The sequence below is a fragment of the Rhodanobacter sp. B2A1Ga4 genome (genome assembly GCF_018101315.1).
GTDB classification, from domain to species: domain Bacteria; phylum Pseudomonadota; class Gammaproteobacteria; order Xanthomonadales; family Rhodanobacteraceae; genus Rhodanobacter; species Rhodanobacter thiooxydans_A.
The window spans coordinates 1-16162 of record NZ_JADBJR010000007.1 but is presented as its reverse complement, the minus strand read 5'-3'; the positions used below and the strand labels follow the sequence as shown (position 1 = coordinate 16162).

At 66.8% G+C, this 16162-nt stretch carries 15 protein-coding genes; 4 read left to right on the top strand and 11 right to left on the bottom strand.

What is annotated here, in order from left to right:
- Positions 1–318: 318 nt before the first annotated feature.
- The 7 genes from IMW82_RS16670 to IMW82_RS16640 all read right to left on the bottom strand — a co-directional run bounded on the left by IMW82_RS16670 (position 319) and on the right by IMW82_RS16640 (position 8089).
- A complete protein-coding gene (locus tag IMW82_RS16670; RefSeq protein WP_159082202.1) occupies positions 319–1266 on the bottom strand; it encodes a hypothetical protein in 948 nt (315 codons plus the stop codon).
- A 381-nt stretch (positions 1267–1647) separates the two neighbouring features.
- Complete coding sequence (locus IMW82_RS16665; RefSeq protein WP_108472213.1) at positions 1648–2352, bottom strand: LytTR family DNA-binding domain-containing protein; 705 nt, start codon at positions 2350–2352, stop codon at positions 1648–1650.
- On the bottom strand, positions 2352–3404 hold the full coding sequence (locus tag IMW82_RS16660) for a histidine kinase (RefSeq protein ID WP_108472212.1): 1053 nt from the start codon (positions 3402–3404) through the stop codon (positions 2352–2354). Before IMW82_RS16660 ends, IMW82_RS16665 begins: the two co-directional genes overlap by 1 nt.
- 29 nt (positions 3405–3433) lie before the next feature.
- Positions 3434–4096, bottom strand: a complete 663-nt coding sequence (locus IMW82_RS16655; RefSeq protein WP_108472211.1) for a dienelactone hydrolase family protein — start codon at positions 4094–4096, stop codon at positions 3434–3436.
- 16 nt (positions 4097–4112) lie between these two features.
- On the bottom strand, positions 4113–4991 hold the full coding sequence (locus IMW82_RS16650; RefSeq protein WP_244754406.1) for a TonB family protein: 879 nt from the start codon (positions 4989–4991) through the stop codon (positions 4113–4115).
- Between the two features lie 36 nt (positions 4992–5027).
- Positions 5028–5840 (bottom strand): hypothetical protein, encoded by an 813-nt coding sequence (locus tag IMW82_RS16645; RefSeq protein ID WP_211005395.1) that lies wholly within the window; start codon positions 5838–5840, stop codon positions 5028–5030.
- Positions 5841–5926: 86 nt separating this feature from the next.
- Complete coding sequence (locus IMW82_RS16640; protein ID WP_211005394.1) at positions 5927–8089, bottom strand: prolyl oligopeptidase family serine peptidase; 2163 nt, start codon at positions 8087–8089, stop codon at positions 5927–5929.
- 147 nt (positions 8090–8236) lie between these two features.
- Here IMW82_RS16640 and IMW82_RS16635 point away from each other — a divergent pair, with 147 nt between their 5' ends.
- The gene (locus IMW82_RS16635) at positions 8237–10678 is read left to right on the top strand and encodes a prolyl oligopeptidase family serine peptidase (protein WP_211005393.1); all 2442 of its coding nucleotides are present in this window, start codon (positions 8237–8239) and stop codon (positions 10676–10678) included.
- 125 nt (positions 10679–10803) lie between these two features.
- Positions 10804–11397, top strand: a complete 594-nt coding sequence (locus IMW82_RS16630) for an HAD family hydrolase (protein ID WP_108472207.1) — start codon at positions 10804–10806, stop codon at positions 11395–11397.
- A 66-nt stretch (positions 11398–11463) separates the two neighbouring features.
- Here IMW82_RS16630 and IMW82_RS16625 read toward each other — a convergent pair whose 3' ends face one another.
- Positions 11464–12099 (bottom strand): hypothetical protein, encoded by a 636-nt coding sequence (locus IMW82_RS16625; RefSeq protein ID WP_108472268.1) that lies wholly within the window; start codon positions 12097–12099, stop codon positions 11464–11466.
- A 175-nt stretch (positions 12100–12274) separates the two neighbouring features.
- Between IMW82_RS16625 and folE the strand changes: the two genes are divergently transcribed.
- Together folE and IMW82_RS16615 are read left to right on the top strand one after the other, a co-directional pair.
- Positions 12275–12898: a GTP cyclohydrolase I FolE gene (gene folE / locus IMW82_RS16620; protein WP_211005392.1), complete on the top strand. Its 624-nt coding sequence runs from the start codon at positions 12275–12277 to the stop codon at positions 12896–12898.
- Between the two features lie 207 nt (positions 12899–13105).
- Complete coding sequence (locus IMW82_RS16615) at positions 13106–13807, top strand: RNA polymerase sigma factor (RefSeq protein WP_108472205.1); 702 nt, start codon at positions 13106–13108, stop codon at positions 13805–13807.
- Positions 13808–13816: 9 nt separating this feature from the next.
- On the opposite strand, the gene IMW82_RS16610 is transcribed toward IMW82_RS16615, so the two are convergent.
- The 3 genes from IMW82_RS16610 to eda all read right to left on the bottom strand — a co-directional run bounded on the left by IMW82_RS16610 (position 13817) and on the right by eda (position 16048).
- Positions 13817–14449, bottom strand: a complete 633-nt coding sequence (locus IMW82_RS16610) for a DUF998 domain-containing protein (protein ID WP_211005391.1) — start codon at positions 14447–14449, stop codon at positions 13817–13819.
- A 44-nt stretch (positions 14450–14493) separates the two neighbouring features.
- The gene (locus tag IMW82_RS16605; protein WP_211005390.1) at positions 14494–15315 is read right to left on the bottom strand and encodes a TlpA disulfide reductase family protein; all 822 of its coding nucleotides are present in this window, start codon (positions 15313–15315) and stop codon (positions 14494–14496) included.
- Positions 15316–15379: 64 nt separating this feature from the next.
- Complete coding sequence (gene eda, locus IMW82_RS16600; protein ID WP_211005389.1) at positions 15380–16048, bottom strand: bifunctional 4-hydroxy-2-oxoglutarate aldolase/2-dehydro-3-deoxy-phosphogluconate aldolase; 669 nt, start codon at positions 16046–16048, stop codon at positions 15380–15382.
- Positions 16049–16162 lie beyond the last annotated feature (114 nt).

Here is a 16162-nt window from a genome sequence, read left to right as displayed (position 1 = left end):
GCGTCCACGCCGGGTGCAGGGAAGTTCCGTGCGGCTGCGGAACTTCCGGGCCCGGCTAGCTGGTGCGCACACCCTGTCGAAGATGCCCAGATAGGGGAGCCTGACACCGATCTTTTTGCGGATCGGCCTCGCGGCAGTGGCACGGGTGAGCCTTCGTACTCGATATCACGCTTATGCGCACCAGTGATCTGTCCACTCACGCGCCACACTTCGGAATTCCAGCGTATGCGATCTCTGATCTCGAAAAAAGGACGGAGGTAACCATCCAAAATTAATTACCTCCGTCCCCTTTGATCACCCTTTGATCAGTGCCTTTGATCAGAAGTCTCGTCTCGTGTCGTCCGCGTACAAGATGCTATCAACGCGGAACTTGGCTCTCATATTCTTTAGATCGGTTGCCAGTACCCATTGATGCGAGTCAACAAACTTGTTGTAATCAAATCCAGAGCCGTTCTCTGTATATGTTTCGCCCGGCTTCATTGGCTTGTCAATCGTCCAATTAAGCGCGAATTTTTGTTCGCCAAACAAATCAGTTAAGATAAGAGTGCCCTTTATGGCACGAGTTGGTTTGTCTAAACCTATAGGATCAAACTGGATATTGAACCAGATATAATCCTGATAGTCCTGCGTTGCGAACCTCTTGCTCAAGAGAACTGGCTTGATAATTTCAAATTGAATCTTGTCGTTATCCGATGTTGCTGCTTCCGGATTTGTTGTAGGCGCGGCTTGACCGCTGGCTTCGGCCCGTGCATCGTCACGAGGTGTAACTGTGAGCGGGGCCAAGCCATACTTGGCGATCAGATACTGCTGCCTAAGTAGAGCAAGCGTATTCTGTTCGGTAGCCGTTTCCATTTGTGCCATTGCGCCAATGAGTCCACCACCCGCGCTGTCGGCCTTAACCTGCGCTGCAGCCGCCTTTGTTTCCTGTGCTGCAATCTCGCTTGCAAGTAAGTTGGCGCGTTCAGTATCTGGCTTGCTGGTGTTGACCTTGACGGTCATCGGCGCTCCGGACTCGATGGCCGAAATTCGTTGCTGTAATAGTGCTTTGTTGATTTGAAGTAATTGGACGCGTAGCGTAGTCAAAGCTTTAACCGCGCCACCGCTATATTGTGCATCTGTTGCGACCGCACTTGAGAGTGCAGTATCCGTTTCGCTTAGCTCATGAGTAAGCGATTTTACTTGGGCCTGTTGTTCGGGACTCAGAGACTTCGAACACGAGCCGAGTACAAGTATCAGCGATAGGCCAACCAAACATTTGTAGAACACGATTAATCCCCCTGATAATGAAATACGATCTTGCGGCTCCGGCGCACCTAACGTAGATAAATCAGTGGGTTTCTGCTTGCGCGGCCACTGATTCGCTGGATATGAAGACAGATTGAATAAGTCATAAGCTTCCCCTACAAGCGTTGTGAATTGGCACGCGCTTGCTTGGCCTCGGGGTGGAGCGCATGAACTGGATACTCGGCTTTTGATCGTTAGTCGTCAAGCGGAGTGGGGCTTGTATAAATTCAATCTGCTGCATTGGTGCACGGGGTTGCTTCGCTGCGCGGCGAACTGATCGAGATGTCCGTTCTCGGTACCCATAAGTCGCGGTAATAGAAATTGTCGCTCTGGCTTGCCTGCAGGGTTTGACGATGGCTGCACTCATCCCAGCCGCAGCAACTTCCTTACCGCCGGCAAATTACGCCGGCTGATTTCGGGATTGAGCTCGCTGCCGTCGAGGCGGGCCAGCACGCGGCCGTCGGCGAGGGTTTTCAGGCCGAGCAGGCGCGGTGGGGGGACGAGGCAGTTGCGGTGCAGGCGGACCAGCTGGTCGGGGTAGGTTTCTTCCAGCTGGCGCAACGAATCCTCGATCAGCAGTTCGCCGCGGCGGTGTTGCACCACCACGTATTTCTCGTCGGCGAGCAGGCAGATCACTTCGTCCAGTGCGATACGCACCTGTTCGCCGCGCAGCCGGCCGCTCAGGTACGCGGCCGGTTCGCGCGGGGTGTCGGCGAGACGGCGTTGCGCGCGCTGCAGCGCGTCGCGCAGGCGTTCCAGCCGCACCGGCTTGAGCAGGTAGTCGACCGCGCCCAGCTCGAACGCCTTCAACGCGTGCGCTTCGTAGGCGGTGCAGAAGATCACCTGCGGCCGAGTGCGGCCGGCCAGGCGCTGCGCCAACGCCACGCCGTCGGTGCCGGGCATGTTGATGTCCAGCAGCAGCGCGTCCGGCTGTAGTTCGTCGAGTGCAGCCAGCGCAGCCTCGCCGTCGCCGACGTTGCCGACGACTTCCATGCCGGCGCATTCGCCCAGCAGCGCGGCCAGGCGAGCGCGCGCCAGCGGTTCGTCGTCGACCACCAGCACGCGCATCAGGCCGACCCTCGCGGCAGTTGCAGCTGCACCACGAAGTGTTCGCCCTGCGCGCCGGCTTGCACTTTCGCCAGCGGCCCGTAGCGGTAGGCGACGCGCCGGCGCACGCTGTCCAGGCCATGGCCGTTGCCGGCGGCAGGTGGGTTGGCCGGCAGCGGGTTGATGATCTCGATGCGCACGCCGTTGCCGTCGCGCCAGCCGCGCAGGCTCATCTCGCCGCCTTCGCGCAGCGGCTGGATGCCGTGGCGCACCGCGTTCTCCACCAGCGGCTGCAGCAGCAGGCGCGGCAGCGGGAAATCCCGCGGCAGCTCGTCCAGTTCGCGACGCACGCGCAGGCGCGCGCCCAGGCGCAGCTGCTCGATCGCCAGGTAGCGTTCGACCAGCGCCAACTCCTCGCCTAGCGTGCCGTCGGCACTGTCGTGCTGGCCCAGCGCGGCGCGGAACAGTTCGGAGAGGTCTTCCACCGTGCGCTCGGCGGCGTCGGGGTCGACCCGGATCAGCGCGGCCACGGTGTTCATGCTGTTGAACAGGAAGTGCGGGCGGATGCGCGCCTGCAGCGCCTCGACCTGGGCGCGGGCGACCGCGGCCAGCCGCGCCTGCCACTGCGCCAGCACGTAGAAGTAACGCAGCATCGCGGCGCCGAGCAGGGCGGCGATCAGCACGTTGTCGCGCGCGAACACGGGCAGGCTGCCGCGCACCAGGTACATCTGCAGTACGCCATCGAACCAGTGTGCCGCGATGCTGCCGGCCAGCACCAGCAGCAGGATCAGCAGCCAGGCGCCGACATACGGCAGGTGCCCGGGCAGGCGCTGCAGCCAGGGGCGCAGTGCGCACAAGGTCACCGCCACCACCATGCCCAGCAGGGTCGTGAACAGCATGCCGACGCTGTAGGCGGACCAGTCACGCGGCTCGTCGTGCGCCAGCCACATCACGGTCACCGTCAGCGCGCCCACCACGAGCAGCGCGAACAGCGCCGGCAGCTGGCAGAAATCCGGTAGTGGGCTTTGCTCGGTACGGCCGCGCAGGCCGCGCTTGGGCGTGGGTTCGCGCATGCGGCAAGTATGCCGCAGCACAGGTGCAGTTACGCCAGGCGCAGGCCCAGCCAGTGACGCAGGTCGTCGATCTCTTCGGCGCAGACGGCGTGGGCCATCGGGTAGGTATGCCATTCCACCGCATGGCCCAGCGCCTGCAGCGTGTCGCGCGAGTCGGTGCCACGCTGCAGCACCACCACCGGATCGGCTGTGCCGTGGCCCCAGAAGATCGGCGTGGCCACGTTCGCCGCGCTGCGCTCGGCAGCGAGCGTGGCCGAGATCGGCAGGTAGGTCGACAGCGCGATGATGCCGGCCAGCTTTTGCGCATGGCGCAGGCCGGCGGCCAGGGCGATCGCACCGCCCTGCGAGAAGCCGGCGAGGATGATCCGCTCGCTCGGCACGCCGCGCTCGTGCTCGCGCGCGATCAGCGTCTCCACCGCGGCGATCGAGGTGCGGATGCCGGCCTCGTCCTGCCGTGCGCGCGCATCGAAGCCGATGATGTCGTACCACGCGCGCATCGACATGCCGTTGTTGATCGTCACCGGCCGCACCGGCGCATGCGGAAACACGAAGCGCAGCGCCGGCCACGCCGGATCGACCAGCTCCGGCACGATCGGCGCGAAGTCGTTGCCGTCCGCACCGAGGCCGTGCAGCCAGAGGATGCTGTGGCGGGGCGAGGAGCCGGTTTCGCGTTCGACGGTGGGCAGGGGCATGCGGTGCTCGGTGGGGTCAGGGGGCGCTGATGATAGTGGCGACGGCATGTGGCTGCAGCGGACTGTCCAGTGCAACCTCCTGCTCCGATGGCAGCGGGATGTCGGGCTGGGCGGTCTTCGCGCCCGCTGTCGCGGCGTCCATGTGCGCGGCTTCGCGCAGGATCCGGATTTGTTGCGCGGTGTACGTCTGGCCATTGATGGTAAAGGTGAACGGCATGCGCAGTCGCGTTGCCACGGGGTGGCCATCGACCTGCTCCGGGATGGCATGCCACTGTTTGGCGGCCGTCAGTACGGCAACCTTGAACGACGGCAGCACAGGCCAGTCCGCAAACTTGTTGCTCACTTTCATGCCGGTCAAATGGCCGTCGGGTTGCACGGTGGCTTCGAGGATGAGGAGCGCCGCCTGACGTCTGCGCAACGCGTCTTCAGGGTATCGCGGCGGTGTCCGGTTGACGATGCGGGGGCCGTTGCCCATGAAGCTGATGCGCAGATCGTATCGACCGCTCGCGTTTGGCGATGCCTGCAGTCTGGTGTAGACGAAGGTATGCGCCTGTACCGGCCGGCCGCCGAGTGTCGCCGGCACGAACTGCCACTGTTTCACCGCGGAAGACAGCACGGCGGCGATCGATGCGGGCACATCGGTGGTGACCTGGGTGGCAGTAATGTGCCCGGTTGCATCCACGTCGACGCCAACGGCAAAAATCTGTTCGCGCTTCTCGGCAGCGTGCGCCGGCAAGACGCACACCAGCGCGAGCAGGGCGGCGCTGAGCATGGCAGTTTTCATCGGATCTCCTTCCAAGGCATCGCCAGCGTCCCCGCGCCGCGCGAGCCACCATGATGCCTCAACGACGACACGCGAGGTAACCGATGTGCCGATGCCGCGGTCGGCGTTCATGCCGCCGTATCGACTTGATCGGGACGAACCGGTGGGTCAGAGATGCATGGTTATCGGATTGATCATGCTCGGCTGCAGCACGCTCGAAATTCCCGGGCGCCAGGTCCGGTTGGCTTCGATGCCCACGACAAAACCCGTTTGTTCCAGGAAATCGCGATCCGCGGCTGTCGGGGGTGAATTGTCAGCCTGGCTTTCGTTGCACCAGATCGGGATGGTGCCGGGATGCCCCTTGCAGTAGGTCGTCGTGCCCGTATGGCGCGTGTCCGGAGTGAACACGACGCGGGTGCGCAGATGCGCGGAGACCGGCGTTCCGTCCAGCGTTTCCGGGGTAAACCGATCGTGCAGAAGTGCATCGTCGACACCGTGGACCAGCAACCTGCCGCCACGACCTGTGGCGGAAGTGCGCGAATCCTTGATAATCAACTTGCCGTCCGCCTGAAGCTCGGCTGTAGCCTCGACGCTGCCTTGCGCGTGGATCTGCATGGCCTCCGGAGAATAAAGCGGAAAGCCGGAGTGCTCCCACTTGGGCCCCTGGCTGATATACCTGACCGTCAGCGTGTACTTGCCATCGGCATCGAAAACCGACTCCAGCGCGGCCGTGATGAAGGTATGTACGGGAACGGCTCTCCCATCCTTTTGCGCGGGCACAAATCGCCAATGCTTGAGCGCCATGTCCAGCACAGCGGCGATCGGTTTGGTAACCCCGAGTTCCGGTTGCGTCTTTGTCAGTTCACCCAGTGCGCTTACTTCGGCGCCGATGACGTAGGTCTGGGTCTGGCTGTCGGCTGCCTGTACCGGCAACGCACAAGCCAGCAGCATGACACCGGTACAGCACACGACGCTTTTCATCGCCATCTTCTCCCCCGTGGATACCGGCACCCTCGCGCCGCACGCGCAGCCAGCATGCCGCACGTACGAGGCGGGTAACAGTGTCGTCAGCGCGCGACGTCCAGCCCCAACTCGTGCGCGAAGAAAGTTAGCCCGATCGCGGTGTCGCCGACGCGCTGGCTGAAGGGGGCGCCGATGCCGTGGCCGGCGTTCATGCGGGTGAGCAGCAGGATCGGACGCGTCGAGGAGCTGGCGTTCTGCAGCGCAGCGGCGAACTTGCGCGATTGCCACGGCGCCACGCGCGGGTCGTTCTCGCCGGTGGTGAGCAGCACCGCCGGGTAGGCGGTGTTCGCCTGCACGTGCTGCAGCGGCGAATAGGCCAGGGTGGCCTTGAACTGGGCCGGGTCCGCGATGCTGCCGTATTCGGGGATGTTGTACGGGCCGTTGGCGAAATCGGTCTCGTGTCGCAGCATGTCGTAGATGCCGACGCGTGCCACCACCGCGCGGTAGTCACCGGGGTGCTGCACGATCTGCGTGCCCATCAGCAGGCCGCCGTTGCTGCCGCCCAGGATGCCGAGATGGGCGCGGTCGGTCCAGCGCGCGTGGATCAGCGCCAGCGCCGCGGCGTGGAAGTCGTCGAACACATTCTGCTTGTCGAGCTTCTGGCCCTGCGCGTGCCAGGCCTGGCCGTTCTCGTTGCCGCCGCGGATGTTGGCGTAGGCGAGCACGCCGCCGCGTTCCAGCCAGGCCAGGTTCGGACCGATGAAGCCGGGTTTCACCGGCAGGTCAAAACCGCCGTAGCTGTACAGGATGGTGGGCCGCTTGCCGTTCGCCGTGGTGCCGGGCAGCGACAGCACGGTTACCGGGATCCTGGTGCCGTCCTTCGAGGTGCCTTCGATGCGCTGCGCGACCACCTTGGAATAGTCGGCGGCAGGCTTGACCTCGAATACGGTCTTCAGCGTGCCGCTGGTGCCGTCGTATTCGGCCCAGCGCGCGGGCGTGGTCCAGCCGCTGTAGCTGATCAGCGCCTTCGGCTGGCCGGATTCGGAGGCGATGTCACCGATGCCGATGCCGTGTTCCGGCAGCGGCAGGCGGCGCACGAATTTCGCGCCGGCGCCGTACTGCTCGACCCACCAGTCCGGACCCCAGCTGCGCACCACCAGGAAGCCGTCGCCGAGCGGGGCGATCTGCTGGATCGCACCCTCGCGCTCGGCCAGCACCGGCACCGCCTTGCCGTCTTCGCCGATGGCCACGACCTTGCCGCGCGGCGCATCGCGGAACGCGGCGGCGTATAGACGTCCATTCACCCAGGCGACGGTGCGCACGTTGGCGCCGCGGTCGAGCACGCGAGTGAAGCGATCGCCATGCTGCAGGAACACCTCGGCCGGGCCGCCGTCACCGTCGTAGGCGAGCACCGCAGCCTGTGCGGTGGCCGGCGAGTTCACCAGCACGTATTCTGCGGTTTTCGCGTAGCCCTGGCCGAACACCACGCGATCCACCGCGGCGGCCTCGCCGAGCGCGTGGTGCACCAGCGTGGCGTGGAACTGTTCCACTTCCTGGCCGGCTGCCGGCGGCGCGAAGCGCACGTAGCTGAAGCCACGCTCGTCGGCGTCCCAGGCCAGGCCCTGCGGGGTGGTGCCGCCGCCAGCCCAGGGCAGGGTGTCGGGCAGGGTCTTGCCGCTGGCCACGTCGAGCACGCGGATGGTGGTCAGTTCGCTGCCGCCCTCGGCGGTGCCGTAGGCGAGGTAGCGCCCGTGCGGCGACGGCCAGTAGGCGGTGATCGCGGTGCCGCCGTGGTCGGCGTTCGGGTCCACCAGCACCTTCACCGCGCCATCCGGCCACGCCTGCGCGATCAGCACCGGCTGGGGTTGCGGCGGGGTCTGCTGCAGGTAGAACAGCGTGCCGCCGGCCAGCATCGGGCCGGAGCGTGTGGTCGAGGTGATCGCCAGCTGCTGCACCCGCGCGGTGAGCGCCTTGCCCTGCGGCATCGCGGCCATGGCCGCCTCGGTGTACGCATTCTGCGCGGTTATCCATTGCCACACCGCCGGGTCGGCGGGGTTCTCCAGCCAGCGGTACGGATCGGCGACGCTGACGCCGTGGAACTCGCTGGACGCGGCCTGCCGCGGCGTGGGCGGGGGCAACGGCTGCGATTCGCCGATCAGCGCCAGCTCGCGCGGCGGCTTCGTCGACGGATTCACGGGCGGCAGCTGGGCTGCGATGGTGGCGCCGGCGGCGAGCAGCAGGGTGGCGGCGAGAGGCGCGAGGCGCATGGCGAAGGTTCCATGGGAAGACGTGGCAGCGAGCAGAGTAGCAATGCGTCGCCGCCGCTGCAGCCGCCGGCCGCTGACTTTCGGCAGGGGTGGCGGCGGATCGCCGGCGCGCTCGGCTATGCTGGCTTTTTTGCCCGGGAAGAATCCATGCGTCGATTGCTGCTGGCTACCCTTGTCGCCTTCACCGCCGCGCCGCTGGCAGCGCTCGCCACGCCGGCATCGACGCCGCTCAACCTGGACACCGTGATGGCCAACCCCGACTGGATCGGCCAGGCGGTGGAGTCGCCGTACTGGAGCGTGGACGGCCGCAGCCTGTACTACTCGCTGAAGCGCGACGGCAGCCCGCTGCGCGACCTGTATCGGGTCGACCCGACGACGGGGCATGGCGCGAAGCTCGATCCGGCCGCGCTGGCGCAGGCCGACGGCCCGGCGGTGTTCGACCGCGCGCACCGGCATGCCGCCTTCATCCTGCACGGCGACGTGTTCGTGGTGGATCTGCAAAGCGGCCGGCGCAGCCAGCTCACTCGCACGCCGCAGGGCGAATCCGCGCCGCGCTTTTCCGCCGATGGTCGCGCGCTGCAGTTCCGCGACGGCAACGACTGGTACAGCCACGACCTGGCCAGCGGCGTCACCGCGCTCGCGGCGGTGCTGAAATTCGCCGACGACCCGCAGGCGAAGCAGCCCGACGCGCTGGGCGAGCGGCAGCTGGCATTGTTCAAGACGCTGCGCCAGCTCAAGGCCGACAAGCAGGCGAAGCGCGACGAGGACCAGGCGCTGGCCGCCGCCGACCCGGGCCGCGCACCGCTGCCGTTCTTCCTCGGCGACAAGATCACCCTGGTCGACAGCGAACTGTCGCCGGATGGCCGCTGGCTGCTGCTGGTCACCGCGCCGAAAGGCTACGCCGCCGGCACGGCGCCGACGCTCGCCCATTACGTCACCGACTCCGGCTACCTCGAACCGCAGGAAGCACGCGTGTACGTGGGCCGCAACGATCCGGCGCCGCAGTCGCTGCTGCTGCTCGACCTGGCCGGCCACCAGTCCTACCCGCTGGCCACCGACACGCTGCCCGGGATCAAGGACGACCCGCTGAAGGACCTGCGCGCGCGCGCTGTCGCCGCGCTGCAGAAGGCCGGCAAGGCCGACCAGGCCAAGGCGCTGAAGGCGCCGGAACGGCGTGCTGTGCGCATCATCGGCAGTGCCGACGACGGCGGTGGCGGCGGCATCGTGTGGAGCGACGACGGTCGCCAGCTCGCCATCCAGCTGCGCGCGATCGACAACAAGGACCGCTGGCTCACCAGCGTGGATTTTACCAAGCACGCGCTGGTGCCGCAGCAGCGGTTGACCGACCCGGCGTGGATCAACTGGAACTTCAACGATTTCGGCTGGCTGAAGGACGGCCGCACGCTGTGGTACCTGAGCGAGCAGACCGGCTGGTCGCAGCTCTACGTCAAGCCGCTCGACGGCAAGGCGAAGGCGCTGACCGCGGGCCAGTTCGAGGTGAGCCACCCGCAGCTCAGCGCGGACGGCCAGTGGTTCTACCTGCGCACGAACCAGGTGGCACCGTACAGCTATGACGTCTACCGCCTGCCGGTTACCGGCGGCGAGCTGGCGCGCGTGACGAACTACCAGGGCATGGACGACTTCGCGCTGTCGCCCGACGGCACGCAGCTCGCCGTGCTGCATTCCGCGCCGTACGTATTGTCGCAATTGGCCGTCCAGCCGTCCGCCGGCGGCACGCCCCGTGAACTGACCGACACCATGAAGCCCGCGTTCACCGCGCACGACTGGATCGCGCCGAAGATCGTCGAGGTGAAGTCCTCGCACGGCGCGGGCACCATCTACGCGAAGTACTACGGCCCGGCCAGCGAGGATGCATCGCCGAAACCGGCGGTGATCTTCGTGCATGGTGCCGGCTACCTGCAGAACGTCACGCTGTCGTGGTCGAACTACTTCCGCGAGCAGATGTTCCACAACCTGCTGGTGCAGCAGGGCTACGTGGTGCTGGACATGGACTACCGCGCCTCCGAAGGCTACGGCCGCGCCTGGCGCACCGCGATCTACCGCCAGATGGGCCACCCGGAACTGGAGGACCTGCTCGACGGCAAGGCCTGGCTGGTGCAGAACCACCACGTCGATCCGAAGCGCGTGGGCATCTACGGCGGCAGCTACGGCGGCTTCATGACCGAGATGGCGCTGCTGCGTGCGCCCGGCGAATTCGCCGCCGGCGCCGCACTGCGCCCGGTCAGCGACTGGACGCTGTACAACCACGAATACACCTCGGACATCCTCAACGACCCGCAGCTCGATCCGGAAGCGTTCAAGACCAGCTCGCCGATCGAGTACGCCGACAAGCTGCAGGACCCGCTGCTGATCCAGCACGGCCTGATCGACGACAACGTGCTGGCCGAGGATTCGATCCGCCTGTACCAGCGCTTCATCGAGCTGCACAAGAAGAACTTCTGGATGTCGCTGTATCCGCTGGAGCGCCACGGCTTCGTGCACGCCGATTCCTGGTACGACGAATACCGGCGCATCGATGAGCTATTCGAGACGTACGTGAAGCCGGTGAAGGACGAGTCGGCGCACTGATCGGGCGTCATGGCCCGCCGTGCTTATGTCGTGAGGCATGCGGGCCGGTGCACGCGGCCCGCAAAGAGCGTCATGGCTGGCGTGGGCAGGAAGGAACTACCGATGACGAAAGGACGCATCGACGCATGAATCTTGCGCTGTTCGATTTCGACGGCACCATCACCACCCGCGAGATGTTTGCCGACTTCATGCATTTCGCGGTGACGCCGCGGCGGCTGGCCGCCGGCAAGTGGCTGCTGGCGCCGGTGGTGATCGGCTACAAGCTCGGCCTGGTTTCCAGCAACGCGATCCGCTCGCACGTGGTGCGCTTCGGTTTTCGCGACGAGCCCATGGCGCGACTGGATGACGCGGGGGAGCGGTTTGCGCGCGAGGTGCTGCCCGGCGTGTTGCGCGAACAGGCAATGGAACGCATCGCCTGGCACAAGGCGCAGGGTGACGTGGTGGTAGTCGTCTCCGGCGGGCTTGACGCCTATCTGCAGCACTGGTGCCGCCGGCACGGGCTGGCGCTGATCTGCTCGGAGCTGGAAGTGGTCGATGGCCGCTGCAGCGGTCGCTATCGTGGAAGCCAGTGCGTGGGCGCCGAGAAGCCACGGCGGGTGCTGCAACAGTACGACCCCGGCGACTTCGACTGCGTATACGCCTACGGCGACACCAGCGAGGATCTTGACCTGCTGGACATCGCCGACCGACGGTACTTCAACTGGCAGGAAGTGGCCTGAGCCATCGGGCACCCCGCGTCAGGTACAGCGCAGGGTGCCCGGGACAGTGTTGTCGGACGAACCGGCTCAGTGCAGCGAAGCCAGCTTCACGCCCTTCGCCTTCAGTGCCTGCGCCACGTCGTACATCGCCTGGTTGAGGATCTTGTGGGTGTTTTCGTCGGCGCCATGGCCGAACTTCGCGTCGATGTCCTGCATCACCTGCACGTGGATGCCATGCGACAGGGCCTTGTCGAACAGATAGCCCGACCACCAGGTGCCATCGGCGGTGGTGCCGGCGGTCACCAGCGTGCTGGCCAGCTTGGCGCCCTTCAGGTCCGCCGGCGCCGCCGGCAGTTTCACGCCCGCTTCGGTGGCGCGCTTCAGGCCGTCATTGACGGCGAAGGTCATGCCGGCGATGAAGTTGTCGGTGGCGGTCTTGCCGTACTGCTTGGTGAGCTTGGCCACTTCGGCGTTGACGGTGTCCTGGCCCAGCATCGAAACCAGCGCCGTGGCGAAGTCGAAGTGGCTGGCGCCACCACCAGCCTCGACCAGGGCGGCGGTGACGTTCAGCGCGGGCGCACCGCTGTAGGTGACGCCGCCGAACCAGTTCATCTGCGAGGCGTACATGCTGTGCGCGGGGGTGGCCGGAGCTTGCTGCGCCTGCACGGCGGTGATGCCGCCGAAGGCGAGCGCAAGGGCGAGGGCGAAGACAGTCTTGTTCATGGTGATCACTCCTTCAGATGGGTAGCGCCAGCGAGCGGATGCGCGTTGTAGACGTACCGGTGCGCATGGGATGCGATCAGCCCGCGAGAGGTTCCGGGTAAATCGGCGGCGCCGGCGGGAACCTCGGACACCGCCAGCTCATCCGATGCTTGACCACCACCAGAGAAGCTCTCCGATGCTCGATCTCGACCAGGCTTTTGCCCAGCCCGCCGTGCTGCCCGCCGCGGCCGAAACCCCGCAGCCGACCCGCGCCGAGGCCGAGGCGGCGGTGCGCACGCTGATCCGCTGGGCCGGCGACGACCCCGCGCGCGAAGGCCTGCTGGCCACCCCGGCGCGCGTGGTGCGTGCGTACGAGGAATGGTTTGCCGGCTACCGGCAGGACCCGGCCAGCCTGCTCAGCCGCACCTTCGGCGAAGTCGGCGGCTACGACGAGCTGGTCATCCTGCGCGACATCCCGCTGCAGTCGACTTGCGAACACCACCTGGCGGCGATCCGCGGCGTAGTGCACATCGCCTACCTGCCGAACCAGCGCGTGGTCGGCATCTCCAAACTGGCGCGGCTGGTCGAGGCGTTCGGCCGGCGCCTGCAGATCCAGGAGCGGCTCACCGTGGAGATCGCCGACACGCTGGCCAAGGTGCTGCAGCCGCGCGGCGTGGCGGTAATCGTAGAGGCCAGCCACGAGTGCCTGTCCTCGCGCGGCGTGCGCCTGCACGGGGTGTCGATGCAGACCCGGCGCCTGCTCGGCGAATTCGCGCATCAGCCGCGGCGGCAGGAGATCCTGGCGACGCTGGCCGGCTAAGAGGTTGTGGCCATTCAACCTCTCAGGCCGACCAGGGATGGCCGGTCGCGGATCGGGCACGCAAGTGCCTGATTCGCGTGAGCGAGTCCGGGCGTGTACCGGACTCGCGATAGAAGAAAACCACAGGAAGTGGTTTTCTTCACAGGCGCTGACCCGGGAACCTCAAGTCGCCCCAATGCATCGGATCAGGTGTAAAAGGAGAAAACCATGTCAGCCCATGCCCATGTTTCACCCGTCGATGTCGCCGCGCTGGACGATCACGCGCTGGTGGCGCTGGTCCGCGACGGTCATCGCGAGGCGTTCCGCCACATCATGCAGCGCTGCAACCAGCGGCTGTTCCGCGTGGCGCGTGCCGTGCTCGGCGAGGATTCGGAAGCGGAAGACGTGCTGCAGGAATCGTATATGCGTGCCTATCACAAGCTGGATTCGTTTCGAGGCGACTCGACCCTGTTGACCTGGCTGACCAGCATCGTGCTGAACGAGGCGCGCGGGCGCCTGCGCAAACGGCACGCCATGGTCGGCCTGGAGCAGGTCGACGCGGCGGTGGACGATAGCCACCAGGTCATCCAGTTCCCCTCGAAGTTCGGCAGCGAGGATCCGGCCGTCGCGGCCGCCCGCAGCCAGATCCGCCACCTGCTCGAACACGCCATCGATGAACTGCCGCCGGCATTCCGCACCGTCTACATGATGCGCGAGGTGGAGGAATGCTCGGTCGAGGAAACCGCCCACCTGCTGGCGATCAAGCCGGAGACGGTGAAAACGCGCCTGTATCGCGCGCGCCGGTTGTTGCGCACGTCGCTGCACGGCAGCCTGGCCGAAACGATGAGCGGGGCGTTCCCGTTCATGGGCCAGCGCTGCGCCCGCGTCACCGACGCGGTGATGGCGCGGCTGGATGCCGAAACGGTGTAAGGCGTTTTTTCAGGCGGCGCGGTGGCGCCGCAGCCAGTTCGCCGCCAGCAGCAGCCACGCCAGGATCAGCGCGATCACCAGCCGCTGCTCCAGTCCGCGCGGCATGCCGTGCCACAGCGCGTCTGTCCAGATTCCCGCGAAGCCGGCCAGCGCCAGCGTGAACGCCGGCGCGAAGCGCGGACGCCAGTGCGGATCGGTACGCAACCACCACGACTGCAGCAGCATCGCCACACTGACGCACAGGAACGCCGTCTGCGCTGCGACGCCGTGCACGAAGCCTTCCAGCGTGGGCGCGTGGCCGGGCAGGTTGCTGTGCGCCAGCGCGGTCACGCACAGGCCGGCACCGGCGCAGACGAACAGCAGCCATGGCGCCGCGCTGCGGCGCCCATGCCGCAACGCGACGTAGTAACCCGCACCCAGCGAGGCCAGCGCCAACGCCAGCACGACGTATGCCGCCTGCAACCAGTGGCCGTAGGCGTCCAGCAGGTAGAAGCTGAGCGGCGCGTCGATCCAGTTCAGGTCGTTGCGCAGTACCTGCACGGTCACGGCGACGATGCCGAAGAGCAGCAGGCCGACCAGCGCAAGGTGGCCGAGCGTGCGGCTGGTCGCGGCGTTCGGTCGGGTGGATTCTGGGTTGTGCATGGACCATGTCACCAGAAGGCGGTGGAGCCGCTCGCGGGGTGCGGTCAGCGCGGCGCCGGCGCGGTGGGTGGCTGGATCCGCTGCAACCGTTCGGCCAGCGTGGCGCGCGACAGCTCGCCGATGTGCATGTCGCGCAGGCGGCCGTCGGCATCGAGGAACAAGGTGGTCGGATAGCCGCGGGCGTTGTAGTGGTTCGACAGCTGCAGGTTGCCGTCGATCAGCACGTGCTGCAGCGCCAGCCGCTGCACCTGCATGAAGTGCTTCACCGCCGCCGCCGATTCGCCCTGGTCGGCGAACACGAAGCGGATCTGTGGCGTCGCTTGCTGCGCCTCGGCCAGCACCGGCATCTCGCGCCGGCACGGCCCGCACCAGGTGGCCCACAGGTTGATCACGGTGGGCTGGCCGCGCAGCGTTTGCAGCGGTACCTCGTGCCCGTCCAGGTCGCTCAGCACGAGGGCCGGCAAGCCGGGATGGGTGGTCGTGGTCAGCTTGTACGCGACCAGTCCGGCGAAGGCCCAGGCCATGACGCCGACCGCCACGCCGGCAGCCAGCGGCCGGCGCAACGGTGGCCGGCGCCAGCCGATCGCCGCCGCTGCCCCCAGCAGCCCGAGCGCGCCGACGATCGGGTCGAAGCCGTGGTCGCGGATGTTCAGGATGCTCAGTGGCTGCTGCATGTACTGCGGCCACCAGCCGGCCACGTAGGCGGCGCGCGCGGCGAGCAGGCCGATGCCGAGTGCCAGGTACAGCGCGTTGCCGGCGTCGGCATGACCGCGCCGATGCAGGAAGCCGGCGCTGGCGAGCGCGGCGATGATGCCGAACAGCAAGGCCAGCAGGCCGGACGAGAGCGCGAGCGGTCCGATGTTCAAGTAGTCAGTCCTGGCCTGGCCCGCCGCGGGATCGGCGGGCATGTGCAGCAGGGCACCTTACCCGTTATCGCGCGGGCGGTGGGTTTCCGCGCAAGCCAGCCGCCTCGCGCGCCAGCCGTTCGATGCAGGCCCAGTCGCCGCTGGCGAGCTTGTCGGCGGGCGTGAGCCAGGAGCCGCCCACGCACAGCACATTCGGCAGGGCGAGGAAATCAGGCGCGCTGCTCAGGCTGATGCCGCCGGTGGGGCAGAAGCGGATCTGCGGCAGCGGACTGGCCCAGGCGCCTAGCAGTTTGGTGCCGCCGGCCGGTACCGCCGGGAAGAACTTCAGGTGGCGGTAGCCGCGTTCGAGCAGCGCCATCGCCTCGCTGGCGGTGGCCACGCCCGGCAACAGCGGCAGTGCGCTGTCGTCGGCGGCGTCGAGCAGGCGCGGCGAGGTGCCAGGGGACACGGCGAAACGGGCGCCAGCCTGCTGCGCGGCTTCGAGGTCGCGTGCAGTCAGCGCGGTGCCGCAGCCGACCACGGCGCCTTCCACCTCGGCAGCGATCGCGCGGATCGCGTCCAGTGCCGCAGGCGTGCGCAGGGTGACTTCGATCGTCGGGATGCCGCCGGCGACCAGCGCGCGTGCCATCGGCACGGCGTTGCGGGCGTCCTCGATGATCACCACCGGGATCACCGGCGCCAGCCGCATCAGGGTTTCGACTTGCTGCTGCTTTGCTTCGATGGGGCTGGTCACGTGAGGCTCCGTTTTCTTGGCTCCTCCCCCTGCGCGCAGGGGGAGGTTGGGAGGGGGTTGCCCAGGCTGACGGGTACGAACAAGAGCGCCCCCACCCCGGCGCTCCCCTGCCCG